Genomic DNA, 21,221 nt, shown 5'->3' on the forward strand with positions numbered 1-21,221 from the left:
CGCTGAGCGTCGCCGGGTGATCAGCGGGGGGCGCTTCCGGCGCACCGTCCGTGCCGACCGGGTGCCGCCCCACTCCCGCGGATCACCGGCTCCGGCCGGCGGCCGGGTCGATCGCGCTGACCAGTACGGCCACCGTCACCGGCAGCGCCTCCTCCTCCGCGTCCCAGGCGGCGGCCTTCTCGGCGGCCCGGCGTACGGCCCGGACCACGTCGAGAGCCCGTGCGCCCTCGGCGACCGCCAGCTGGATCAGCAGATGCCTGGCCGCCGTACAGCCGTCCCGGTCCACGGTGTCCGTGACGTCGACCGCCTCGGTGGGGAGGCGGCCGAGCGGCCCCAGCACCGGCGCGAGCCGCGCGACGCCCGGTACGGCGATGACGGCCTGCGCCGTCGCCGTACCGCGCGGATCGTCCGCCGGGGCCGGCGGCGGATGCTCTCCGCCGCCGGGAGGGTGCCGCTTCCGCCCTTCCTGCCGCCTGCCGGTGCCCGCGCCCGCGCCGCCGCCGTTCCCGGCCGGGTTCCGCGCGCCTGAGGTGCCGGGGGAGCCGTGGCCGTTGTGTCCGTCCCCGCTCTCCAGCAGGTCGGTGATCCGCAGATCCACGGTGGTCACGCGCAGCCCCAGCTCCCGGTCGGCCGCCGTCAGCAGGGTGGCGCGCAGCAGCTCCGCCATCGTCGTCAGCGGTGCGTGCGGGGTCGATTCGAACTCGGCGCCGACGCGCAGCGGCCCCGGCGGCAGTGCCGAGGGCGGAGGCGTGACGACCGGGGCGACTGCCCGCCCAGGGTCGGCCGCGGAGAGCCGCAGTGCGCCCAGGCGTACGTCCGGCAGGTCCCGCGAACCGGCCGTACGCAGAGTCGTCACCGCCGCGGTCTCCGCCAGCCACGCCCCGTCCGCCGCGTCCCCGAGGGGCAGCAGCCGTCCCATCCCGACCTGCTGCCGTACCGCCCGTGACAGCCCTTCGGCGTCCATGCGAGCCACGCTCCGTCCTCTTGTGAATCCTTGTGCGGCCGTGTGCCGGCAACGGCTTCCCGCGCACGACCCGGCGGAGCCCGAGTCGTCCGGGCCGGGTGTACATACACGGCGAACCGGAAGAATCAGACCTAATGTGGCACGAGAGCGGTGATTCAGGGCCGCTTCCTTCTCGGAAAGGGGTGAAGGCAATGGCCGACACCAAGACCGGAAACCGGTTCGAGTCTCCCGGCCAGGGATCGCGTACGGCTTCACGTGACGGCGCGGGGGAGTCCCGCCGTCCCAAGGTCGAGCCGGCGAGCCGGGGGCGTACCACCATCTCCGACGGAGTGGTCGAGAAGATCGCGGGCCTCGCGGCGCGTGACGTGCCCGGAGTCCATGCGCTGGGCAGCGGGATGGCCCGCACCTTCGGGGCCATGCGTGACCGCGTTCCCGGCGGCAGCAGTTCCGCCGCGCGCGGCGTGAGCGCCGAGGTCGGCGAACTCCAGACGGCGCTCGACCTGGAGATCGTGGTCGAGTACGGGGTCGCCATCACCGATCTCGCCCGTTCCGTGCGGGAGAACGTCATCTCCGCGGTCGAGCGGATGGCCGGCCTGGAAGTCGTCGAGGTCAACATCGCCGTCAGCGACGTCAAGCTGCCCGACGAACAGGACGAGGAATCAGAGGGGTCGAGCGGCTCGGGCGGCCGTTCGAGGCTGCAATAGCAGCGCGGCGGACCACCCGGCCGCGCACACATGTGTACTGAACGAAGGGGCGCACGATGAGCATGGCCGTGATCGGCTTGATCGCAGGGATGGCACTGGGCTTCGCCGGGTACTTCGGCGGGTTCGGTGCCTTCCTGCTCGTGGCGGCGCTGGGCGGTTTCGGCTTCGTCGTGGGCCGCTTCCTCGACGGTGATCTGCGAGCGGAAGACTTCTTCCGCATGCGTGACGAGAGCCGGCGCAGATGACGGGACCAGGACGGTGACACAGGCGGAGACGGAAGAGCCGGACCCCGCGGAGACCGGGTCCGCGAAAGGCGGGGAGACCGACGGAGCGGAACGCGGCGCGACCACCGTCGTCGAGAGGGTGGTCGCGAAGGTCGCCGTGCAGGCCGCGAGGGAGGCACTCCGTACCTCGCCCGCTGCCTTCAAAGTGCCGTCCGGGCCCCGCAGTTGGCCCCGCGCCTCGGCCCGTGTGCGGGACCGGACCGCCCGGGTCCGGGTCCTCGTCGAGCTGGGCTACCCTTCCGACATCGGCGCGCAGTGTGCCGCGGTGCGTCGACAAGTCGTTTCACGGGTAAAGGAATTGGTCGGCATGGATGTGCCGGAGGTGGCCGTGGGCGTGGGACGGCTGCACTCCGAGCAACTGGACGGCGAGAGGTCCGGGAGGGTCCGGTGAGTGACGAGCGCACCCAGCGGCTGCCGACGCTGGAGAAGGAGCCGCCTACGGCTCCGGGAGCGGGCGGGGGCGACCTCGAGCAGGCCACGTCCGCCGCCGGCTACGACCCTGGAAGCCGGCCCGGACAGGCGGGCCGCGCAGGGCGGTTCTGGTCGGTGCGGCGTCTGCCCGCCGGCATCGTCTCGCTGCTGGCGCTCGCCGTCGCGGGGCTGCTCCTCTACGACGTGGTGTCCGTACGGCTCGGCAACTCCGCCATGACCTGGCGCCGTACGCTCGCCGACGAGATGGCGGCGACGCCCGTGGACGACGTCAAGGTCCGCGTGGCCGCCGCCGTCGTGGCGCTGCTGGGCCTGTGGCTGATCGCGCTCGCCGTCACTCCCGGGCGCCGGGGGCTGCTTCCCATGCGCCGCGAAGTCACCGGTGTGCGGGCCGGGTTGGAGCGCAGTGCCGCCTCGCTGGTGCTGCGGGACCGGGCCATGCGGGTGGCCGGTGTGCAGTCGGTTCGGGTCGCCGTGGGGCGGCGCAAGGTACGTGCGAGTGCCCAGGCGCACTTCAGGGATCTTCACGAGGTACGCGGAGACCTCGACTCCGCGCTGGGCGACGGCATCCGGCAGCTCGGACTGGCCCGTCAGCCAGGGCTGTCCGTGCACGTACAACGTCCGAAGAAGCGGTGAGCGGAATGGACCGGGCCCTGCGGAGCTGCAACCGGGTGCTGCTGGCACTGGCGGGTGTGCTGCTGCTCGCTCTCGGACTCGCGCTGCTGGCCGGCGGGTTCGACCTGGCGCGGCAGTGGAACCTCGCGATGCCCTCGGGCTGGCCGTGGACGGAACCGGACGACGTGCTGCTGTCCCGCGCCGACCGTACGCAATGGCGCTCGGAGAGCTGGTGGTGGTCCGCCGTGATCGCCGCTCTGGCCCTCCTGGTGATCCTGCTGCTGTGGTGGCTGCTGGTCACTCTGCGACGGCGCAGGCTGGGCGAGGTCCTCGTCGAAAGCGGCGACGGCGAGGGCGCGTTGCTGCGCGGAAGGGCGCTCTCCAACGTGCTGGAGGCCGAGGCCGCCTCGCTGCCCGGGGTCGACAAGGCAGCGGTGCGCCTGAGCGGTAAGCGCACCTCTCCGCGCGCGTCGGTGGAACTGCTGCTCTCGGCGCACGCCGAGCCGGGGCCGGTGCTGGGCCGCGTCACCGACGAGGCGCTCGAACACGCACGGACCTCGGCGTCGCTGGACGGACTGCCGGCAGAGGTCCGGTTGGGCGCGGCCAAGCACCGCCCGGAGCGGGTGGTCTGACGGTTCGCCGTCTTCCACGGCACCCCGGCTTCACGGTCTTCGGCTCTTCGCGGGTGCGGTGAGGGTGTGCGGCCGCGGGTGCGCGGCTCAGAACCCGCGCCGTGCGCCCCCGTCGACGGGCAGCATGACGCCCGTGAGGTAGGACGCCGCCGGTGACAGCGCGAACGCCGTCGTACGCCCGAACTCCTCCGGAGTCCCGTAGCGGCGCAGCGGGATCGTGGCCTCGTTGCGCTCACGCGCGGCGTCGCCGTCGCCGGAGAGCGAGTCGAGGTACTGCAGCCGCTCGGTGTCGATCCGGCCCGGCAGCAGTCCGAGCACGCGGATGCCCAGCGGCCCCGCCTCGTTGGCGAGGGTCTTGGCGAAGCCGGCCAGCCCCGGGCGCAGGCCGTTGGACAGGGTGAGTCCCGGAATCGGCTCGTGCACCGAACCGGAGAGGACGAAGGCGATGACGCCGCCCTCGCCCAGCTCGCCGGCAGCCGTACGGGCCAGCCGCACCGCCCCGAGGAACACCGTCTCGAACGCGGACTGCCACTGCTCGTCGGAGAGCGAGTCGGCCGGTACGCCGGCGGGCGGACCCCCGACGCTGATCAGCACACCGTCGAAGCGCCCGAAGCTGCTCCTGGCCGTCTCGATGAGGCGCTCCGCGGTGTCCGGTGCGGCGTTGTCGGCGCCGATCCCGACGGCCGCTCCCGAGCCCAGCTGCGCGGCGGCCTCGGTGGCGGCCTCATCGGTACGGCCGGAGACGACCACCTTGGCCCCGTCGGCGACAAGCGCTTCCGCCGCCGCGTAACCGAGTCCGCGGGTGGCTCCGGTGATGACGTAGACGCGGTCCTTCAGCCCGAGATCCATGGCTCACAGTGTGCTCCACCGCATCCCGGCGCGCGCACGCAGGGTCAGTCCGCGCCCGTGCGGCCTCCTGCCGGCGCCGCGGAGGGGGCGGTCTCCGGCTCGCTGTCGGCACGTACGGGGGCGGCACGGTCCGTGGTGTCGGCGGTGTCCGCTCCGTCCGCGGCGCCTGCGGCGTCAGCCGGGTCTGCTGCCGCGCCCGCTGCCGGGGACGGCTTCGCGCCGTCCGCGCCGTCCGCGCCGTCCGCCTCCGAGGACCCCGCCGCCTCCGCGGCCCGGCGGTCCCGGCGTTCGCGCCGTACGAGGACCACCCAGCCGACGGGCACCGCCGCGGCGAAGAGCCACCACTGGACGGCGTAGGCCATGTGCGCGCCGATGCTGCTGTGGTCCGGCTCGGCGATCCGCTGCGGCTGCCCTGCTCCCGGTTCCGGCGATGTGGCCGTGAGCTGGAGGTACCCGTGCAGCACCGGACGGTCGAGCGCCTCCGCCTGCTGCCGGCTGTTGATCAGCATCACCTGCCGGGGCGGCAGACCCGGCTTGTCCTTGATGCCGCTGGCCTCGCTCGTCTCATCGGTCATGACACGGCCGGTGACGGTCACCTCGCCACGGGGCGGAGCGGGCACCTCCGGGAAGCGGGTGAGGTCGCCGCCCGCCTCGATCCAGCCGCGGTTGACCAGGACGGCGCTGCCGTCGTCACGGATGAGCGGTGTGACGACGAAGTATCCGATCGACTTCTCGTCGGCTCCCGTGCGCTGCCGCACCACGACCTCGTGGCGGGTGTCGTAGCGCCCCGTGGCCTTCGCCGTACGGAACTGGTCGTCCTCCGCGGGGCCGTGCCGGGTGCCGCTGACCCGGTCGAACGGTACCGGCGCGGCCGCGAGGCTGGAGGCGATCAGTTCGTTGTGCGCCACCCGCGACTCGTGCCTGTGCAGCTGCCAGAAGCCCAGCTTGATCATCGCGGGGATGAGCGCGAGGCCGAGAAGGGTGAGAATCACCCACTGCCTGGACAACAGGAAGCGGTACACGTCTGACGACGGTACTCCCCGGTGCTCACAGCTCCGAGGCTGGGGCCACGTCCTGCAGGAGCCGGTGGAAGGCCGCCTCGTCCAGCACGGGCGTGCCGTACGCCTGCGCCTTGACGACCTTCGAGGTGAGGGCCTCCGGGTCGTTCGTGACCAGGAGGCTGGTCAGACGCGAGACATGGGAGGAGATGTGCAGCCCCGCATCCGTCGCCCGGTCCTCCAGCAGCTCGCGGTCGACCGAGGTGTCCCCCGAGATGGCGACCCGCATCCCCTGCACGAGCCGGCCGCCCTCCTCGAAGCGCCCCGGGTTCGGAAAGGGGCAGGCGGGCCGTTTCCGTGAGCGGCGCCAGCCGTACCCGTACGGACGCGGCCCCGTCACGCCCCACGGCCGGCTCCCGAAGAAGCCGCCGGTGCCCTCAGGACGCGGCCCCGGCCGCTCCGGCCACTCCGACAGGGGCCGGCAGGCGTGCAACGGCAGCCGCACCTCCTGCTGGACGGCGAGATGGAGGCTCGGCCGGAACGCCTCGGCCAGCACGCGCGCGTCGTCGAGGGCGTGGTGCGCCCGCTGCTGGGCGACCCCGTAGTGCGCGGCGAGCGACTCCAGTTTGTGGTTGGGCAGCGGGAGCGAGAGCTGCTTGGAGAGGGCGATCGTGCACAGCCGCTGGCGGACGGGCGGTGTGCGCCGCGCACGTGCGTACTCCCGCGCGATCATCGACCAGTCGAAGACGGCGTTGTGCGCGACGAGGACGCGGCCGTCGAGACGGGTGGCCAGATCGTCGGCGATCTCCGTGAACAGCGGTGCGTCGGCGAGGTCTTCGGAGGTGAGGCCGTGGATCCAGGTGGGGCCCGGATCGCGCTGCGGGTTGACCGTCGAATACCAGTGGTCCTCGACCTCGCCCCGGGCGTCCAGACGGTAGACGGCGGCGGAGACGATGCGGTCGTCGCGGGCCAGGCCCGTCGTCTCCACGTCCACCACCGCGTAGCTCTGCGGATAGCCGTCCGGCCAGACGGGCCCGGCTCCGGCGCCGACGGCTGGTGACTGAGCGGGGATACGGCCGGCTGCCGCCGGCTGGTCCTCGGGCTCGCCCGGGAGTGCCGTCTGGTCTTCGAGCATGGTCACAGAGAATACGGGGCGGCACTGACACTTCCCGCGGGGCCTGCCGGGGAGTGTCCCGGATGCGGGGCATCGGGGAGAAGTCCTGACCATGCGTCAATGTCCGTGCTTACACGGGAGTTTCGGGACGGAAGCACGCGCGGCGGCGGTCATGGAATCAGACGCCCGGGCACCCGCGGAGGCGCACGTGGAAGCCGCACGGACGCACCGGTGGGAGCGGTCCGCAGCGCTCCGTGGCGGGCCGCGCGCCGGGGGAGGGACGGGGCCGGGCGGCAGGGCTGACGGTCACTCAGTTTGTACTAGTCGGTAACAACCCCTGGCGGGGGGCGCCGTCCGCGCTTACCTTGCTGACATGCCGTCTCAGTTGCCTGACGTCGTTCTCTGGTCGATACCAGCCTTCATCCTGCTCACAGTGATCGAAATCGTGAGCTACCGCCTCCATCCGGACGAGGACTCCGCCGGATACGAGGCCAAGGACGCCACTACGAGCATCAGCATGGGGCTCGGCAGCCTCGTCTTCGACGCCCTGTGGAAGATCCCGATCGTGGCGATCTACGTGGGCATCTACGAGCTGACGCCGCTGCGCGTGCCGATCGAGTGGTGGACGCTGCCGCTGATGCTGCTCGCGCAGGACTTCTTCTACTACTGGTCGCACCGCGGGCACCACGTCATCCGCATCCTGTGGGCCTGCCACGTGGTGCACCACTCGAGCCGGAAGTTCAACCTCAGCACCGCGCTGCGCCAGCCGTGGACCACCTGGACGGTCTGGCCCTTCTACGTGCCGATGATCGCGCTCGGAGTGCATCCGGCGGCGCTGGCCTTCTGCTCGTCGGTGAATCTCGTCTACCAGTTCTGGATCCACACGGAGCGGATCGGCAAGCTGCCGCGCCCGGTCGAGTTCGTCTTCAACACGCCCTCGCACCACCGCGTCCACCACGCCTCCCAAGGCGGCTATCTGGACCGGAACTTCGGCGGCATCCTGATCGTCTGGGACCGGCTCTTCGGCTCCTTCACACCGGAGACGGAGCCCTGTGTCTTCGGGCTCACGAAGAACATCTCGACGTTCAACCCGCTGCGCGTGGCCACGCACGAGTACGCCGCGATCGGACGCGACCTGCGTGCGGCACGCAGCTGGCACGAGCGTGCGGGAAGGCTCTTCCGCGGGCCCGGGTGGGCTCCCGCGGAGCAGTCCGCAGCCGGCACGGACACGGAGGGGGCCGGCGGTACACATGCCGGCACACATGCGGGGAGCGCCGACGGCACGCAAGAGGCCGGGCCGCCTGAGCAGCCCGGCCCCTCACCGGCCGATGCGCCGGTGCCGCGCGTCACCTCCTGACCCGGAAGGTCAAGAGGCGGCGCGGGCACCGCCGTTCACCGTGCCGGAGGTGTTCTCACTTCTTGACGGCCGCGAGGGCGTCGACGATGCCGTGACCGTAGAAGCTGTTGTTGCCCTTGAGCCCGGTGCAGTCGGCCTTGTACGTGCCCTTGCCGTCCGGGTCGTACTCGTCCGGGCAGGCGACGCTCTTCGCCTGTGCCTTCAGCATCCAGGCGATCTCCTTCGGGGAGGCCTCCGGGTGCTTGCTCTTGATGAGCGCCGCGACGCCGGCGACCTGCGGCCCGGCCATCGAGGTGCCCTGCAGGTAGGCGTAGTCGCCCTCGGGCATGGTCGAGAGCACGCCGCCGTCCTTGGCGGGGTCCTTCGGCGTCTGGTATCGGCGGTCGCCGCCGGGAGCCGAGAGGTCGACCTCGTCGAGCCCGTAGTTGGAGAAGTAGGACTTGCCGTCCTCACCGCCGGTGGAGGAGACCGAGGTCACTCCGGGCAGCATGCTCGGGAGGTCCGGGCACTCCGCCGGGTCGATGGTGCGCTCGACGGGCTTGGTGTCGTTGGGGCTGCTGTCGTCCACGATCTCGCTCGCGGCGAGGTCGTGTGAGGAGTTGCCCGCGGACGACACGTGCGCGACGCCCTTGTCGGTCGCGTACTTCACGGCCCTGCCGACGGCGTCGGCGATCGCCTTCTGGTCCGGGTCGTCGGGGCAGGCGTAGAGCCAGGGGTCCGTGTAATAGCTGTTGTTGGTGACCTCGACCCCGTGATCGGCGGCGAAGACCATCGCGCAGACCACCGCTTCGCTGTAGAAGAGCGAGGTCTCCGGCTCGGACACCTTCAGTGAGGCGACCTTCACGCCCGGTGCGGCACCCGCGATGCCGACCCCGTTGCGCGGGGAGGCGACGATGCCCGCCACGTGCGTGCCGTGGTAGTCGTTGGCCGGGTCGAAGGGACGCCAGGCGCCGTCCTTGGTGTCGGCCTTGCCGCCCACGCAGCTCGCGGACTGGTCGGCCGCGAAGTTGGGCTGGAGATCCGGGTGCGTGTCGTCGACACCGGTGTCGATCACACCGACGGTGACGTCCTTGCTGCCCTCGCTGATCTTGCTCGCCTTGTCGGCCCGGATGGCCCGCTTGTCCCACTGCAGGGACTCAAGGGGCTCCTTGCCCTCCGCCTCGGCCCGGGCCCTGGCCTGGGCGCCGGTCGCAGACTTCGGCACCTTCAGATACTTCGGCTTCCCCACATCCGTGGTGGTGGCGGCCTTGAGGGGAGCGGTGCGGGTCGCGCCTGCCGTCTCCACGCCCTTCACCGAGCGCATGGTGGCGCCGAACTTCGCGTCCGACGAGTGCGCCACGATGACGCCGATCTTCTCGTAAGCGGTGACGACCTTGCCGTCCGCTTTAGCTATCTCCTTCTTCACGCGCTTGACCGTGCCGGCGTCCGCCTGGGTGTTGACGACGTAGCTCAGTTTCTCGCCGTCCTTCTTCGAGGATGCGGGCGAGTCCTGTCCGCTGGCCACGGCGGCTCCCGCCAGTCCGAGCGAAGCAGTGAGAACCAGTCCCAGCGGCATCGCGAGTCTTCGCCACCGCCTGGAAGGCTGAGAATCCATGGGATCTCCATGTTGTCCGAAGTTGACCACAGAGATGGGAACTTAGCGCCGGTCGGTGCCGCTCAGCAACGGAATCCCGAAGATGGGCAGGTTTGTCTTCGATAACTCTTCCGTGATTCAAGGACCTCCCCCTGTTGCCAGCCCCTTGTGAAGATCTACGATGCGCCGCACTGCACTGGTGGCATCTACACCCCGACCTGCTCTTTTCCTCACCGAAGACTCACACCGACTGGAGTTCCCGTGGACTCAGCACCAGAGAACGAAAGGTCCGCGCCACCGGGTGGCACGGACTACGCGCAGGTGCAGCAGAGCGCCGAGTTCGGAGAGCTGCGAAGCGCTTTCCGGTCATTCGCGTTCCCCCTCACCGTGGGGTTCATCGCCTGGTACCTGCTGTACGTGCTGCTGTCGAACTACGCCGGCGGGTTCATGGCGACCAAGGTCGTCGGCAACATCAACATCGCCTTCGTCCTGGGGCTCGCCCAGTTCCTGACCACCTTCCTCATCGCCTGGTGGTACTCCCGTCACGCTGCGGCCAAGCTCGACCCGAAGGGCGAGGCCATCAAGAACCGTCTGGACGGTGAAGCATGAGCCTCACGCACTCGCTGGCCTCGTCACCGGGGCAGCTGCAGCTCGCGGCCGAGGGCGCAAGCCAGCACCGCACTCTGATCGTCACACTCTTCACCGTCTTTGTCCTGCTCACCCTCGGCATCACGGTGTGGGCCGGCCGCAGGACGAAGGACGCCACGGACTTCTACGCCGGCGGCCGCGAGTTCAGCGGCTTCCAGAACGGTCTGGCGATCTCCGGCGACTACATGTCGGCCGCCTCCTTCCTCGGCATCGCCGGCGCGATCGCGCTGTCCGGGTACGACGGCTTCCTCTACTCCATCGGGTTCCTCGTGGCCTGGCTGGTGGCCCTCGTGCTCGTCGCCGAGCCGCTGCGCAACTCCGGCCGCTACACGATGGGCGACGTCCTGGCCTTCCGGATGCGGCAGCGCCCCGTCCGTACGGCTGCGGGCATCTCGACGATCATCGTCTCGATCTTCTACCTGCTGGCCCAGATGGTCGGCGCGGGCGCACTCGTCGCCCTGCTGCTGGGCATCTCCGGTGAGACGGGCAAGAACCTGATCGTGGTGCTCGTCGGTGTCGTCATGATCCTCTACGTGACCATCGGCGGCATGAAGGGCACCACCTGGGTGCAGATGATCAAGGCCGTCCTGCTCATCGGCGGCACGCTCGTCGTCACGGTGCTGGTCTTCCACAAGTTCAACTACAACCTCTCCAGCCTGCTGGGCGCCGCCGCCGAGAACAGCGGCAAGGGCGCCGCGTTCCTGGAGCCGGGCCTGAAGTACGGCGTCTCGACCACGTCGAAGATCGACTTCATCTCGCTGGGCCTCGCGCTCGTCCTGGGCACCGCGGGGCTGCCTCACATCCTGATCCGCTTCTACACCGTTCCGACGGCCAATGCCGCCCGTAAGTCGGTGAACTGGGCGATCGGCATCATCGGCGGCTTCTACCTGATGACCATCGCGCTGGGATTCGGCGCCGCGGCGCTGCTCTCCCAGAAGACGATCACGGAGTCGGACCCGGCGGGCAACACAGCGGCTCCACTGCTCGCGCAGGAGATCGGCGGCGGCGCCGACTCGACCGGAGGGGCGATCCTTCTCGCGATGATCTCGGCCGTCGCCTTCGCCACGATCCTCGCGGTGGTCGCGGGGCTCACGCTCGCCTCGTCCTCGTCGTTCGCGCACGACCTGTACGCGAACGTGATCCGGAAGGGGAAGGCGACCGACAAGGAGGAGGTCAGTGCCGCACGTATCTCCTCGGTGATCATCGGCGGCGTGGCGATCGGCCTCGGCATCTTCGCCGGCGGCCTGAACGTGGCCGGGCTCGTCGCGCTCGCCTTCGCGGTCGCCGCGTCGGCGAACCTGCCGACGATCCTCTACAGCCTCTTCTGGAAGCGGTTCACCACGCAGGGCGCGCTCTGGTCGATCTACGGCGGACTCACCTCGTCCGTGGTGCTGGTGCTCTTCTCGCCCGTCGTCTCCGGTGCGCCGACCGCGATGTTCCCCGAGGCCGACATCGCGTTCTTCCCGCTGGCCAACCCGGGCCTCATCTCGATCCCGTTCGGCTTCCTGATGGGCTGGATCGGCTCGATCCTGGGCAAGGAGGACGAAGCGGTCAAGAAGCACGCGGAGCTGGAGGTGCGCTCGCTGACGGGCCACGGCGCGCTCTGAGCGCCACAGTTGCGGGACGCCACCGGCTTCAACGATCTGTTGAATGTCGGTGGCGTCCCGTACGCTGCGAAGCATCGGCACAACCGTGGGAAGGCCGCCAGCAATGCTGCTCGACACTTACGGCCGGGTCGCCACCGACTTGCGTGTTTCGCTGACCGACCGCTGCAATCTGCGCTGTACCTACTGCATGCCCGAGGAAGGCCTGCAGTGGCTGGCCAAGCCGGAGTTGCTCACCGACGACGAGATCGTCCGCCTGGTCCGCATCGCCGTGACCGAACTGGGTGTCGAGGAGGTCCGGTTCACCGGCGGAGAGCCACTGCTGCGACCGGGGCTCACCGGCCTCGTCGAGCGCTGCGCCGCGCTGCCGCGGCGCCCGAAGCTCTCCCTGACGACGAACGGGATCGGGCTCGAACGTACGGCGGCCGCCCTTCGCGACGCCGGCCTGGACAGGGTCAACGTCTCGCTGGACACGCTCGATCCGGAGGTCTTCCAGCGGATGACCCGCCGCAAGCGGCACGCGGACGTGCTGCGCGGTCTGACCGCGGCGCAGGAGGCGGGCCTCACCCCGGTCAAGGTCAACTCCGTCCTCATGCCCGGGCTGAACGACGCCGAGGCGCCCGCGCTGCTCGCCTGGGCCATGCAGGAGGGCTATGAACTGCGCTTCATCGAGCAGATGCCGCTCGACGCGCAACACGGCTGGCAGCGCGACGGCATGATCACCGCGGGGGACATCCTGGAGTCGCTGAACAAGCACTTCACGCTCACCCCCGAGGGCGAGGAGAAGCGCGGAGCCGCCCCCGCCGAGCGTTGGATCGTCGACGGCGGTCCGCACCGCGTCGGCGTCATCGCCTCGGTCACCCGGCCCTTCTGCCGCGCGTGCGACCGTACGCGTCTGACGGCCGACGGCCAGGTCCGCACCTGCCTGTTCGCCACGGAGGAGTCCGATCTGCGCGGCGCTCTGCGCTCGGGCGCGGAGGACGGGGAGATCGCCTCGCGCTGGAGGCTGGCGATGTGGGGCAAGAAGGCGGGCGCCGGCATCGACGACCCGTCCTTCGTGCAGCCGGACCGTCCGATGTCAGCCATCGGCGGGTGAGGTCCCGGGGGCGGGGCCCGGCCGGCCCCCGCCCTCCTCCCATTCCTCGAGTCGGACCACGTCCTTGAGGAAGCCGCGCATGCCCAGGAAGGACGAGAGGTGCTCCCGGTGTTCCTCGCACGCGAGCCATGTCTTGCGGCGCTCGGGAGTGTGCAGCTTGGGGTTGTTCCAGGCCAGTACCCACACGGCGGGCGCGCGGCAGCCCTTCGCGGAGCAGATCGGGCTCTCGGGGCCTTCACCGGCGCCTGCAGGGGGGAACGGTGAGGACGAAGACGAAGAAGACACGGCCCCCATCCAACACCCGGGGTCCGGACACAAGCGACGCCGGGCAGCCACGGGGGGAGCCGCCCGGCGTCGGTCTGTCGCTCCGACGGGGGATGCGGAGCGCCTATGAAGTATGGCACGGGGACCCCTGCGAGGTGCAGCGGAACAACATGATTGATCTGAGCTTTTCTTGAGCTTTTACGCAGGGGGAGCGCCGTGTGAAGAGCTCGTGCAGGCCGTGGGCAGGCTCAACTGCGGTCGCCGGAAGGCCGGTCGGCAGTCTCCGGGCTTCCTTCCGGTACGGCGTCGGCAGCGGGGAGCGCCGGGCGCGTGTGCGTCGGCACGAAGGACGACGGCATCGAAGTCGCGTTCTCCCTGCCCGCGTTGGCGACCACCACCGCCACGTACGGCAGCAGTGCGCCCACCACAAGCGTCACAACGGCCAACGGCCGTTGCACGTTCCACAGGAGAACGGTCAGCAGCACCGAGAGCGTCCGGATCAGCATCGAGATCACGTAGCGCCGCTGCCTGCCGCGTACGTCGTCGGCCAGCGACTGACGGGCTCCGGTGATCCGGAAGACCTCGGCTCCGCGCTGCTTCCGCATCACACTCACCACCTCGCCCGGGCCGGCCGCCTGGCCTGCCGCCAGGGGTTCGCAACCTCTCTCACCGTACGCCTCGGGTCGGACGGGTTCGAGACCGGGCCCACCGGCCGTGCGGACCGGGTGGTCTGCGGCCGGGGCCGTACGGGCTACTCCGCAATGCGGCGTATTCCGTACGGCGCCAAGCTGGCGGCGCACGGCGCACGGCGCAGGGCCCACGCGGGGCCAGGGTCCACGCGGGCCCCGGCAAATGGCGCCCAGGCGTCCACGGAGGCGCCTGTGCCCCTATGGAGGTGCGATGAACTGGTTGTGGGCGATCATCGTGGGACTGGTTCTGGGCGTCATCGCCCGGGCGATCATCCCGGGCAGACAGGCCATCCCTCTCTGGCTGACGGTGGTCTTCGGCCTCCTGGGAGCCGTCCTGGGCAACGCGGTCGCCAGCTGGGCCGGGGTCGGCGTGACCAGAGGCTTCGACTGGATCCGTCACGGGCTCCAACTGGGCGGGGCCGTACTGCTGGTGGCGGTCGGCTCGCCGCTGTGGGCGAGGATCAGAGGGAAGAGCAGGCGGGGGCAGCGTCAGCGCATGTGAGGCGCGCGGGCCGCTCCCGCCCTTGCGGAGGGTGAGGGCCAACGGACCGGCAACCCCTCGCCCACCGCGGCGCGCTCCCGCAGGAAGGCGCCTCCGCCCCCGAGGAGGACGACCTCGCCCTCGGCCGCGCGCCCGCCCCGGAGGACGAACTCACCCGGGAAGGCGTGCCCGCGAAAGCCCTCACAGACCTTCGATCTGCGCGATCCGCCGCCCGGCCTTGAGATACACCGTCCCGCCGACGCCCGCCTCGGCCAGCTTCTCGGGCACCACCTCGGCGAGCGGACGCAGCGCGTCCGCCTCCGGCAGCACGATGGTGTGCTGTTCGCCGCCGTCCTCCGCCTCGACCACCAGCCGCAGCCCGTTCTGCTTGGCGATGCGCCGTGCGGCGGAAGCGCTCGGCGTGAACTCCAGCACCCGGGTGAGGATCGCGGCGATCCCTTCGCCGCCGTGCTCGCCGGCGTCCACGCTCGGCAGCGTCTCCACGTCCGCGAAGGACTTCTTCGAGAACTGGGCCCTGAAGTGCGCGCGCGCCGCCTTCGCCGCCTCCGCCCCGTGCAGCGCCATGACGACATCGCCCGCCAGCACCTTCTTCAGGTCCATCGGGTGCAGCGTCTTCGCCTCGATACGGGCGACCGCCTGGTCGATCTCCGCGTCCGTCCACTCCGTCCAGGCACGCAGGTACGGCACCATCAGCCGGTCGGGAATCGACATGATCTTGCCGTACACGTCGTCCGCGCCGGCGGTGAGGCCGATGTAGTTGTCCTTGGACTTCGACATCTTGGCGCCCGAGCCGTCCGTGCCCTCGATGAGCGGCATGGCGGCGATCATCTGCGGGCGCTGCGCGTGCAGTTCCATGAGCCGCCGTCCCATCTGCATGTTCAACAGCTGGTCGACGCCGCCCAGTTCGATGTCGCAGTCCAGTTCGACGGAGTCCAGTGCCATCGCCACGGGGTAGATCAGCTCCGACATCGTCAGGCCGGAACCCTGCGCGAGCCGGTTGCGGAAGTCCTCGCGCTGGAGCAGCGCCGAGGCGGGCACCTGCGCAAGCAGGGTGATGAGCTGGGCGAAGCCGATCTCGCCGAGCCAGTCGCTGTTGTTCCGGAAGCTGACGTTCTCGAAGTCGAAGAACGGGCTCACCTGGTCCTGGTAGCCGGAGAGGTTCTTCGCGATGTCCTCGTCGGTCAGCGCGGGCCGCTCGGCCGTACGCCCCGACGGGTCGCCGATCTTCGCGGTGAAGTCCCCGATGATCAGCGTGACATCGTGCCCCATCCGCTGGAAGCGGCTGAGGATGATCATCTGCACCGCGTGGCCCAGATGTACGTCCGCGGCGGTCGGGTCGATGCCGAGCTTCACATGCAGGCCCCTGCCCTGCTCCTGCTTGGCCTCGATCGTCTCGGCGAGCTTCTCCACCGACGGCAGGATCTCCACCGCGCGCGCACCGATCAGCGCCGCCTGCTCCTTCGCCGGGAGATCGCTCAGATCCAGATAGCGCCGCGACCCGGTCTCGTCGAGCAGCTTCCCGACGGTGGTGTCGGAGGAGAGGTCCTGGGCCAGCAGGCCGCTGGCGCGCTGTACGGAGTCGCCGAGGCGTGTCACGTTCTGTCCTGGAGCTAGGAGCGGATCGGGTCGCCGCAGAGTCTATTCGTGCCCGGTGGTCCGCCGTCGGCCGCCGTCCGCTCCTTCGCCGCGGTTTCCGCGGGTATCTGTGGGGACCCCACAGGAGACCGTACGTCCCCCTGTCTCCGCCCGATTCCCTGAATCGAGCCGTGCGCATATAGCTTTCACAGTGACAGACACCCGCCGGCTCCTCGTCACGCACGCGGCGGCGGAGTTCAGCGCCGCATCGCAGAGTCAGCGCCCACATCGCAGAAAGGGTGGTCCCACCTTGAGCCGCTCGGTACTCGTCACGGGAGGCAACCGCGGCATCGGCCTCGCCATCGCGCGGGCCTTCGCCGACGCGGGCGACGCCGTCGCCGTCACCTACCGTACGGGCGAACCCCCCAGGGAACTCACCGACCTGGGTTGCCTCGCGGTCAGGTGCGACATCACCGATCCCGAACAGGTGGAGGGGGCCTACAAAGAGATCGAGGAGAAGCACGGACCGGTCGAGGTGCTCGTCGCCAACGCCGGTGTGACCCGCGACCAGTTGCTGCTCCGCATGTCCGAAGAGGACTTCAGCACGGTGCTGGAGACCAACCTCACCGGCACCTTCCGGGTGGCGAAGCGGGCGGCCAAGCGGATGCTGCGGGCGCGCACCGGCCGTATCGTGCTGATCTCCTCGGTGGTCGGGCTGCTCGGTTCGGCGGGGCAGGCCAACTACGCCGCCTCCAAGGCCGGTCTCGTCGGGTTCGCCCGCTCGCTCGCCCGTGAGCTGGGCTCCCGTAACATCACCTGCAACGTGATCGCGCCGGGCTTCGTCGACACCGACATGACGAAGGCGCTCAGCGACGAGCAGCGCGCGAACATCGTCGAGCAGGTGCCGCTGGGCCGCTACGCCCAGCCGGAGGAGGTCGCCGCCTCCGTCCGTTTCCTCGCCTCCGAGGAGGCCGCGTACATCACCGGAGCCGTCATTCCTGTCGACGGCGGATTGGGCATGGGGCACTGAGATGAGCGGAATCCTCGCAGGCAAGCGCATCCTCGTCACGGGTGTCCTGACCGACGGTTCGATCGCCTTCCACGCGGCGAAGATCGCGCAGGAGGAGGGTGCGGAGGTCGTGCTCACGGGCTACGGCCGGATGTCCCTGGTGCAGCGGATCGCCAAGCGCCTCCCGAAGGAGGCCCCGGTCATCGAACTGGACGTGACGAATCAGGAGCACCTCGACTCCCTCGCGGACAAGGTGAGCGAACACCTCGGAGAGGGTGCCGAGCTGGACGGGATCGTCCACTCCATCGCCTTCGGGCCGCAGGGCGCCTTCAACTTCCTGGAGGCGAGCTGGGAGGACGTCGGCACGGCCGTGCAGGTCTCGGCGTACTCGCTCAAGTCCCTCACCATGGCCTGTCTTCCGCTGATGCCGCGCGGCGGTTCGGTCGTCGGCCTCACCTTCGACGCGAAGATCGCCTGGCCGAAGTACGACTGGATGGGCGTGGCCAAGGCGGCGCTGGAGTCGACCAGCCGCTACCTCGCACGTGACCTGGGTGCGCGGAACGTGCGCTGCAACCTTGTCTCGGCGGGCCCCATCAAGTCGATGGCCGCCAAGTCCATCCCGGGCTTCGAGGAGTTGGCGGACGTGTGGAACCACCGGGCGCCGATCGGCTGGGAGTTGACGGACCCGGACCCGGCGGGGCGCGGCGTCGTGGGCCTGCTCTCGGACTTCTTCCCGAAGACGACGGGGGAGATCGTGCACGTCGACGGCGGCGTCCACATGATGGGTGCCTGACCCCGCCCCGTACGCACGAATGCGTGGCCGCGGTTCAGGGGCGCTCGGCCGGACTCCCGGCAGTCCTGGGGCTCTTGGTCGCCTTGTTGCCCTTGCGTCCCGAACCGCAGCGCCACTCCTGGGTGTGGGAGGCGGCCTCCCGTGCCGCCGCCTCCTCGTCGCCCGCGTGGACCGCCTCGATCAGACGCGCGTGGTCCATGTGCGCCTCGGGGCGCAGTTCCTCGCCGATGTCCAGCCGCAGGAAGTCGCGCATGACCTCGCCGAGGTCGGCGTAGACCGCCGTCAGTACGTCGTTGTGCGACGCGGCGAGGACGCCCAGGTGGAGTGAGGCGTCCGCCTCCACGAAGCGCTCCGCGTCGCCCGACTCCCATGCCGCCTCGCGCCTGGCCAGCAGCGCGTCCAGCTGCGCCAGGTCCTGTTCGGTGCGCCGCAGCGCCGCCAGCCGCGCCCCCGAGGTCTCCAGCGCGGCGCGCATCTCCGCGACATGGCCCGGGTCGGCGTCGGCGAAGCGGCGCTGCATGACCCCGGCCAGCTCGCTCGTCGCGACGACGTACGTCCCCGAGCCCTGACGGATGTCCAGCAGACCGTTGTGCGCGAGCGCGCGGACCGCCTCACGGACGGTGTTGCGTGCCACCCCCAGTTCCTCCACCAGCTCCGGCTCCGTGGGGATCCGGCTGCCGACCGGCCACTCTCCCGACGTGATCTGCGTGCGCAGCGCGGCGATCACCTGGTCGGCCAGGGCGGATCGCTGCGGCGAGGACAGGGTCATCTGAAGCTCCCAGGGGCGGAGCCGGCTCCCGGTGGAGCCGGTTTCGTCACGGCGGGTTCTCCGGTACGGAGGAACCCGTTAGAGTCTATTCATCCCATGATTCTATGATGGGCCCATGGTGATGACGGAAGACGGCCTGAAGCGTACCGACGGAAACGGGAAGCCCCGGGCCTCCGCGGCCTCTGGGCGCGGGCCGGCCCGCTCCCGCCGCGCGCCCGTACGTCACGAGGCAGCAGGCCCCGCCCCGCGCTGGGCGGTACGCGTGGTCGCGGTGGGCCTCGTCCTGGCCGCGCTCAACCTCCGTCCCGCGATCTCCGCGCTCGGCCCGCTGCTGAAGGAGATACGCGGCGACCTGGGGATGAGCGGCGCCGTGGCCGGGCTGCTGACCTCCGTGCCCGCCCTGTGCTTCGCCGCGTTCGGCAGCCTCGCGCCGCGGCTCGCACGCCGCCGCGGCCCCGCCCCCGTGGTGTTCGCGGGCATGGTCGCGATCGCCGCGGGTCTGACGCTGAGGCCACTGGCCGGCGGTACGGCCGCCTTTCTCGCCGCGAGCGCGCTCGCGCTCGCCGGCATCGCGGTGAGCAACGTACTGATGCCGGTGGTCGTCAAGCGCTGGTTCCCCTCCCGGATCGGTTCGATGACGGGCCTGTACTCGATGGGGCTGGCGCTCGGCACGGCCTGCGCGGCCGCCGTCACCGTCCCCATGACCGATGCGCTGGGCGGCAGTTGGCGTGCCGGGCTCGGAGCGTGGGCGCTGCTCGGGGTGCTCGCGATACTGCCGTGGGCGGTGGTGCTCAAGGACCCGGGCAGCCGTCGTACGGAGGCGCCGGCGGGCGGTGATTCCGCGGCGGCCTCCACCGCGGAGGGGGAGGCCGCCCGCATCCGCATCGGCGCCTCGCCCACGGCCTGGGCGCTCGCCGTCTTCTTCGGTCTGCAGGCGTCCGCCGCGTACATCATTCTCGGCTGGCTGCCCCAGATCTTCCGTGACGCGGGCGTCTCCGCCTCGTCCGCCGGTCTGATGCTCGCCGTCACGATGGGGATGGGCGTGCCGCTGGCCTTCGTGGTCCCGCGCCTGGCGGCCCGCATGCGGCACCAGGGCCCGCTCGTCGTCGCTCTCGGCCTGTGCGGGCTCACCGGCTACGCGGGGCTGTGGCTCGCTCCGGCCGGCGGCGCGTGGCTGTGGGCCCTGCTGCTGGGGATCGCCAACTGCGCCTTCCCGGTTGCCCTTACGATGATCAGCCTCCGGTCGCGCTCCAGCGCCGGCGTGGTCAAGCTCTCCGCCTTCGCGCAGAGCACCGGGTATCTGCTGTCCATCCCCGGGCCCTTGCTCGTCGGGGTCCTGCGCGACGCCTCCGGCGGCTGGCACGTACCGCTGCTGCTGATGGCGGGGCTGCTGCTCGCGCAGACGCTGACGGGCGTACTGGCCGGACGGGACCGCGTCATCGAGGACGGGCGGTAGGTGCGAGACTGAGCCCATGCCAGTGCTCGAACCCGATCCGCAGAACGGGCAGAAGAAGCTGCTCCAGATCTTCGCCCTGATCTTCGGCATCATGATCCTCATCGGGATCATCGCCACCGTCGCGGCACCGTGACCCTTGGGCGCCTGCGGGCGCCTGTTCCTCCGGCCCGTGATCCCCACCGATCCCTCCGGAGACCCTGAGCCCTTGAGCCCTTGACCCTCTGACCGGGCCTGAGCCCGTGGTCCCCCGGGGCAGGGGACCGGGCGGGGTGGTGCTGGCCCCACCACCCCTCGGGGGCCTGGGTCAGGGGGAAGTGGGTGGATCACCGGATGGGGTTCGCCCGCCGGTTTCCGTAGCGTCGGATCACACCGTCGGCGATACAGGAAACCGGGAGGCGAGCCCCATGACCACGGCCCCACCCCGCAGCCACCGCCCCGCTGCCCCGGCGCCGCCGGTGCGGCAGCACTCCCCGCCCGGGGCGGGCAGGACCCGGCTTCCCTGGTGGGGCGCCGCACTGCCCGTACTGGCCTTCACGCTGCTGCTGGCCCTGCTCCTCGGCGGCTCCGAGGCCGGCGCGGCGCAGCAGGCGGAGAGTCCGGCAGGAGAGGTGATCGCGGCCGTCCTGGAGCGTGTGGCGAACGCGTTGCTGGGCTGACGAACGGGAGACGTCAGCACTCCGCACCCGTCTGTGCACTGTCAACACCCTCCGCCCGGGGCCGCGTTTCGTGCGAAGCTGGGAAACATGAGCGTCGATGTGCCCCGCAGTATCGTCCTTGTCCGGCACGCCAAGGCCGACTGGCCTGACGTGGCAGACCATGAGCGTCCCCTCGCGGACCGCGGCCGCAAGGACGCCCCGGCCGTCGGTGAGTGGCTCGCCACCCACGGCATCACCCCCGGACTGACCCTCTGCTCGACAGCCGTCCGCACCCGTGAGACCTGGAAACTGGCCGTCCACCACCTGCCGCAGCGCCCCAAGACCGTCTACGAGGAGCGTCTGTACGAGGCCTCGCCCGGCGAGATCATCGCAGTGCTCAACGACGTGTCCGAGGAAGTCCGGGATCTGCTCGTCATCGGGCACAACCCCGGAATCCAGGGCGTCGCCGAAGCCCTCACAGGCGACGCCAAGGGAGACGCCCTGGAGCGGATGTCGCGCAACGGCTTCCCGACCTCGACCGTCGCGGTGCTCCGCTTCGACGGCTCGTGGAAGTCGGTCGAGCCCGGCGTCGCCACGCTCACCGACTACTGGGAGCCGCACGAGCCCCCCGAGTGAGCCCGCATCCGCGATCCGTCAGCCCT

Annotated in this window: 25 protein-coding genes; 16 read left to right on the plus strand and 9 right to left on the minus strand. The window is 70.6% G+C overall.

Annotated features, from left to right (window positions below):
- Positions 1-82: 82 nt before the first annotated feature.
- Positions 83-964, minus strand: a complete 882-nt coding sequence (locus AN215_RS20625; RefSeq protein WP_070012247.1) for a hypothetical protein — start codon at positions 962-964, stop codon at positions 83-85.
- A 191-nt stretch (positions 965-1,155) separates the two neighbouring features.
- Here AN215_RS20625 and AN215_RS20630 point away from each other — a divergent pair, with 191 nt between their 5' ends.
- Genes AN215_RS20630 through amaP form a run of 5 tightly spaced genes read left to right on the plus strand, consistent with a single transcriptional unit; the run spans position 1,156 to position 3,628 of the window.
- A complete protein-coding gene (locus AN215_RS20630; RefSeq protein WP_070012248.1) occupies positions 1,156-1,668 on the plus strand; it encodes an Asp23/Gls24 family envelope stress response protein in 513 nt (170 codons plus the stop codon).
- Between the two features lie 56 nt (positions 1,669-1,724).
- A complete protein-coding gene (locus AN215_RS20635; protein ID WP_070012249.1) occupies positions 1,725-1,913 on the plus strand; it encodes a hypothetical protein in 189 nt (62 codons plus the stop codon).
- Positions 1,914-1,926: 13 nt separating this feature from the next.
- Entirely contained in the window at positions 1,927-2,343 is a 417-nt protein-coding gene (locus AN215_RS20640) for an Asp23/Gls24 family envelope stress response protein (RefSeq protein ID WP_420856199.1), read from the plus strand.
- Entirely contained in the window at positions 2,340-3,017 is a 678-nt protein-coding gene (locus AN215_RS20645; RefSeq protein WP_070012250.1) for a DUF6286 domain-containing protein, read from the plus strand. The genes AN215_RS20640 and AN215_RS20645 overlap by 4 nt, the downstream gene beginning before the upstream one ends.
- A 5-nt stretch (positions 3,018-3,022) precedes the next feature.
- Complete coding sequence (gene amaP / locus AN215_RS20650) at positions 3,023-3,628, plus strand: alkaline shock response membrane anchor protein AmaP (RefSeq protein ID WP_070012251.1); 606 nt, start codon at positions 3,023-3,025, stop codon at positions 3,626-3,628.
- A gap of 87 nt (positions 3,629-3,715) precedes the next feature.
- On the opposite strand, the gene AN215_RS20655 is transcribed toward amaP, so the two are convergent.
- From AN215_RS20655 to AN215_RS20665, 3 genes are read right to left on the minus strand one after another with little or no spacing between them, the layout of a single operon-like run.
- Entirely contained in the window at positions 3,716-4,477 is a 762-nt protein-coding gene (locus AN215_RS20655; protein WP_070012252.1) for an SDR family oxidoreductase, read from the minus strand.
- Between the two features lie 44 nt (positions 4,478-4,521).
- Positions 4,522-5,499: an SURF1 family cytochrome oxidase biogenesis protein gene (locus AN215_RS20660; RefSeq protein WP_070012253.1), complete on the minus strand. Its 978-nt coding sequence runs from the start codon at positions 5,497-5,499 to the stop codon at positions 4,522-4,524.
- Positions 5,500-5,524: 25 nt separating this feature from the next.
- Complete coding sequence (locus tag AN215_RS20665) at positions 5,525-6,610, minus strand: DEDDh family exonuclease (RefSeq protein WP_079123284.1); 1,086 nt, start codon at positions 6,608-6,610, stop codon at positions 5,525-5,527.
- A gap of 352 nt (positions 6,611-6,962) precedes the next feature.
- On the opposite strand from AN215_RS20665, the gene AN215_RS20670 reads away from it, so the two are divergent.
- Positions 6,963-7,946, plus strand: coding sequence for a sterol desaturase family protein (locus tag AN215_RS20670; protein ID WP_070012254.1), 984 nt, complete (start codon positions 6,963-6,965; stop codon positions 7,944-7,946).
- A gap of 55 nt (positions 7,947-8,001) precedes the next feature.
- On the opposite strand, the gene AN215_RS20675 is transcribed toward AN215_RS20670, so the two are convergent.
- Positions 8,002-9,540, minus strand: coding sequence for a S8 family peptidase (locus AN215_RS20675; protein ID WP_420856200.1), 1,539 nt, complete (start codon positions 9,538-9,540; stop codon positions 8,002-8,004).
- A 240-nt stretch (positions 9,541-9,780) separates the two neighbouring features.
- Between AN215_RS20675 and AN215_RS20680 the strand changes: the two genes are divergently transcribed.
- The 3 genes from AN215_RS20680 to moaA all read left to right on the plus strand — a co-directional run bounded on the left by AN215_RS20680 (position 9,781) and on the right by moaA (position 12,867).
- On the plus strand, positions 9,781-10,128 hold the full coding sequence (locus AN215_RS20680; protein WP_079123230.1) for a DUF485 domain-containing protein: 348 nt from the start codon (positions 9,781-9,783) through the stop codon (positions 10,126-10,128).
- Positions 10,125-11,774: a solute symporter family protein gene (locus tag AN215_RS20685; RefSeq protein WP_070012257.1), complete on the plus strand. Its 1,650-nt coding sequence runs from the start codon at positions 10,125-10,127 to the stop codon at positions 11,772-11,774. The genes AN215_RS20680 and AN215_RS20685 overlap by 4 nt, the downstream gene beginning before the upstream one ends.
- A gap of 103 nt (positions 11,775-11,877) precedes the next feature.
- Positions 11,878-12,867, plus strand: coding sequence for a GTP 3',8-cyclase MoaA (gene moaA, locus AN215_RS20690; protein ID WP_070012258.1), 990 nt, complete (start codon positions 11,878-11,880; stop codon positions 12,865-12,867).
- On the opposite strand, the gene AN215_RS20695 is transcribed toward moaA, so the two are convergent.
- A complete protein-coding gene (locus tag AN215_RS20695; protein WP_245694566.1) occupies positions 12,850-13,161 on the minus strand; it encodes a hypothetical protein in 312 nt (103 codons plus the stop codon). The two genes, moaA and AN215_RS20695, sit on opposite strands and share 18 nt — an antisense overlap.
- Before the next feature lie 218 nt (positions 13,162-13,379).
- Complete coding sequence (locus AN215_RS20700; RefSeq protein ID WP_070012259.1) at positions 13,380-13,736, minus strand: DUF3099 domain-containing protein; 357 nt, start codon at positions 13,734-13,736, stop codon at positions 13,380-13,382.
- Between the two features lie 295 nt (positions 13,737-14,031).
- On the opposite strand from AN215_RS20700, the gene AN215_RS20705 reads away from it, so the two are divergent.
- The gene (locus tag AN215_RS20705) at positions 14,032-14,322 is read left to right on the plus strand and encodes a GlsB/YeaQ/YmgE family stress response membrane protein (protein ID WP_070012260.1); all 291 of its coding nucleotides are present in this window, start codon (positions 14,032-14,034) and stop codon (positions 14,320-14,322) included.
- A 180-nt stretch (positions 14,323-14,502) separates the two neighbouring features.
- On the opposite strand, the gene tyrS is transcribed toward AN215_RS20705, so the two are convergent.
- The gene (tyrS, locus tag AN215_RS20710) at positions 14,503-15,918 is read right to left on the minus strand and encodes a tyrosine--tRNA ligase (protein WP_070012261.1); all 1,416 of its coding nucleotides are present in this window, start codon (positions 15,916-15,918) and stop codon (positions 14,503-14,505) included.
- Between the two features lie 289 nt (positions 15,919-16,207).
- Between tyrS and fabG the strand changes: the two genes are divergently transcribed.
- Together fabG and fabI are read left to right on the plus strand one after the other, a co-directional pair.
- On the plus strand, positions 16,208-16,927 hold the full coding sequence (gene fabG / locus AN215_RS20715) for a 3-oxoacyl-[acyl-carrier-protein] reductase (protein ID WP_070012262.1): 720 nt from the start codon (positions 16,208-16,210) through the stop codon (positions 16,925-16,927).
- Position 16,928: 1 nt separating this feature from the next.
- Positions 16,929-17,699, plus strand: coding sequence for an enoyl-ACP reductase FabI (gene fabI / locus AN215_RS20720; protein ID WP_070012263.1), 771 nt, complete (start codon positions 16,929-16,931; stop codon positions 17,697-17,699).
- 34 nt (positions 17,700-17,733) lie between these two features.
- Here fabI and AN215_RS20725 read toward each other — a convergent pair whose 3' ends face one another.
- Complete coding sequence (locus AN215_RS20725; RefSeq protein ID WP_070012264.1) at positions 17,734-18,468, minus strand: FadR/GntR family transcriptional regulator; 735 nt, start codon at positions 18,466-18,468, stop codon at positions 17,734-17,736.
- A gap of 121 nt (positions 18,469-18,589) precedes the next feature.
- On the opposite strand from AN215_RS20725, the gene AN215_RS20730 reads away from it, so the two are divergent.
- From AN215_RS20730 to AN215_RS20740, 4 genes are all read left to right on the plus strand, one after another.
- Positions 18,590-19,924: a CynX/NimT family MFS transporter gene (locus tag AN215_RS20730; RefSeq protein WP_079123285.1), complete on the plus strand. Its 1,335-nt coding sequence runs from the start codon at positions 18,590-18,592 to the stop codon at positions 19,922-19,924.
- A 16-nt stretch (positions 19,925-19,940) separates the two neighbouring features.
- Entirely contained in the window at positions 19,941-20,057 is a 117-nt protein-coding gene (locus AN215_RS30680; protein WP_253186506.1) for an SGM_5486 family transporter-associated protein, read from the plus strand.
- Positions 20,058-20,328: 271 nt separating this feature from the next.
- Positions 20,329-20,580, plus strand: a complete 252-nt coding sequence (locus tag AN215_RS20735; protein ID WP_070012265.1) for a hypothetical protein — start codon at positions 20,329-20,331, stop codon at positions 20,578-20,580.
- An 87-nt stretch (positions 20,581-20,667) separates the two neighbouring features.
- Positions 20,668-21,195: a SixA phosphatase family protein gene (locus tag AN215_RS20740; protein ID WP_070012266.1), complete on the plus strand. Its 528-nt coding sequence runs from the start codon at positions 20,668-20,670 to the stop codon at positions 21,193-21,195.
- Positions 21,196-21,221 lie beyond the last annotated feature (26 nt).

This window comes from Streptomyces abyssalis, from assembly GCF_001751365.1.
Classification (GTDB): Bacteria; Actinomycetota; Actinomycetes; order Streptomycetales; family Streptomycetaceae; genus Streptomyces; species Streptomyces abyssalis.

Bases quoted from the DNA above. Each gene is read 5' to 3' on its own strand.
- AN215_RS20630 (WP_070012248.1), top strand. From the start codon at position 1,156: ATGGCCGACACCAAGACCGGAAACCGGTTCGAGTCTCCCGGCCAGGGA.
- AN215_RS20730 (WP_079123285.1), top strand. From the start codon at position 18,590: ATGACGGAAGACGGCCTGAAGCGTACCGACGGAAACGGGAAGCCCCGG.
- AN215_RS20670 (WP_070012254.1), top strand. From the start codon at position 6,963: ATGCCGTCTCAGTTGCCTGACGTCGTTCTCTGGTCGATACCAGCCTTC.
- AN215_RS30680 (WP_253186506.1), top strand. From the start codon at position 19,941: ATGCCAGTGCTCGAACCCGATCCGCAGAACGGGCAGAAGAAGCTGCTC.
- AN215_RS20725 (WP_070012264.1), bottom strand. From the start codon at position 18,468: ATGACCCTGTCCTCGCCGCAGCGATCCGCCCTGGCCGACCAGGTGATC.
- AN215_RS20625 (WP_070012247.1), bottom strand. From the start codon at position 964: ATGGACGCCGAAGGGCTGTCACGGGCGGTACGGCAGCAGGTCGGGATG.
- AN215_RS20695 (WP_245694566.1), bottom strand. From the start codon at position 13,161: ATGGGGGCCGTGTCTTCTTCGTCTTCGTCCTCACCGTTCCCCCCTGCA.
- AN215_RS20740 (WP_070012266.1), top strand. From the start codon at position 20,668: ATGAGCGTCGATGTGCCCCGCAGTATCGTCCTTGTCCGGCACGCCAAG.
- AN215_RS20655 (WP_070012252.1), bottom strand. From the start codon at position 4,477: ATGGATCTCGGGCTGAAGGACCGCGTCTACGTCATCACCGGAGCCACC.
- AN215_RS20665 (WP_079123284.1), bottom strand. From the start codon at position 6,610: ATGCTCGAAGACCAGACGGCACTCCCGGGCGAGCCCGAGGACCAGCCG.
- AN215_RS20635 (WP_070012249.1), top strand. From the start codon at position 1,725: ATGAGCATGGCCGTGATCGGCTTGATCGCAGGGATGGCACTGGGCTTC.
- amaP (WP_070012251.1), top strand. From the start codon at position 3,023: ATGGACCGGGCCCTGCGGAGCTGCAACCGGGTGCTGCTGGCACTGGCG.
- fabI (WP_070012263.1), top strand. From the start codon at position 16,929: ATGAGCGGAATCCTCGCAGGCAAGCGCATCCTCGTCACGGGTGTCCTG.
- AN215_RS20705 (WP_070012260.1), top strand. From the start codon at position 14,032: ATGAACTGGTTGTGGGCGATCATCGTGGGACTGGTTCTGGGCGTCATC.
- AN215_RS20700 (WP_070012259.1), bottom strand. From the start codon at position 13,736: ATGCGGAAGCAGCGCGGAGCCGAGGTCTTCCGGATCACCGGAGCCCGT.
- AN215_RS20735 (WP_070012265.1), top strand. From the start codon at position 20,329: ATGACCACGGCCCCACCCCGCAGCCACCGCCCCGCTGCCCCGGCGCCG.
- AN215_RS20675 (WP_420856200.1), bottom strand. From the start codon at position 9,540: ATGGATTCTCAGCCTTCCAGGCGGTGGCGAAGACTCGCGATGCCGCTG.
- moaA (WP_070012258.1), top strand. From the start codon at position 11,878: ATGCTGCTCGACACTTACGGCCGGGTCGCCACCGACTTGCGTGTTTCG.
- AN215_RS20685 (WP_070012257.1), top strand. From the start codon at position 10,125: ATGAGCCTCACGCACTCGCTGGCCTCGTCACCGGGGCAGCTGCAGCTC.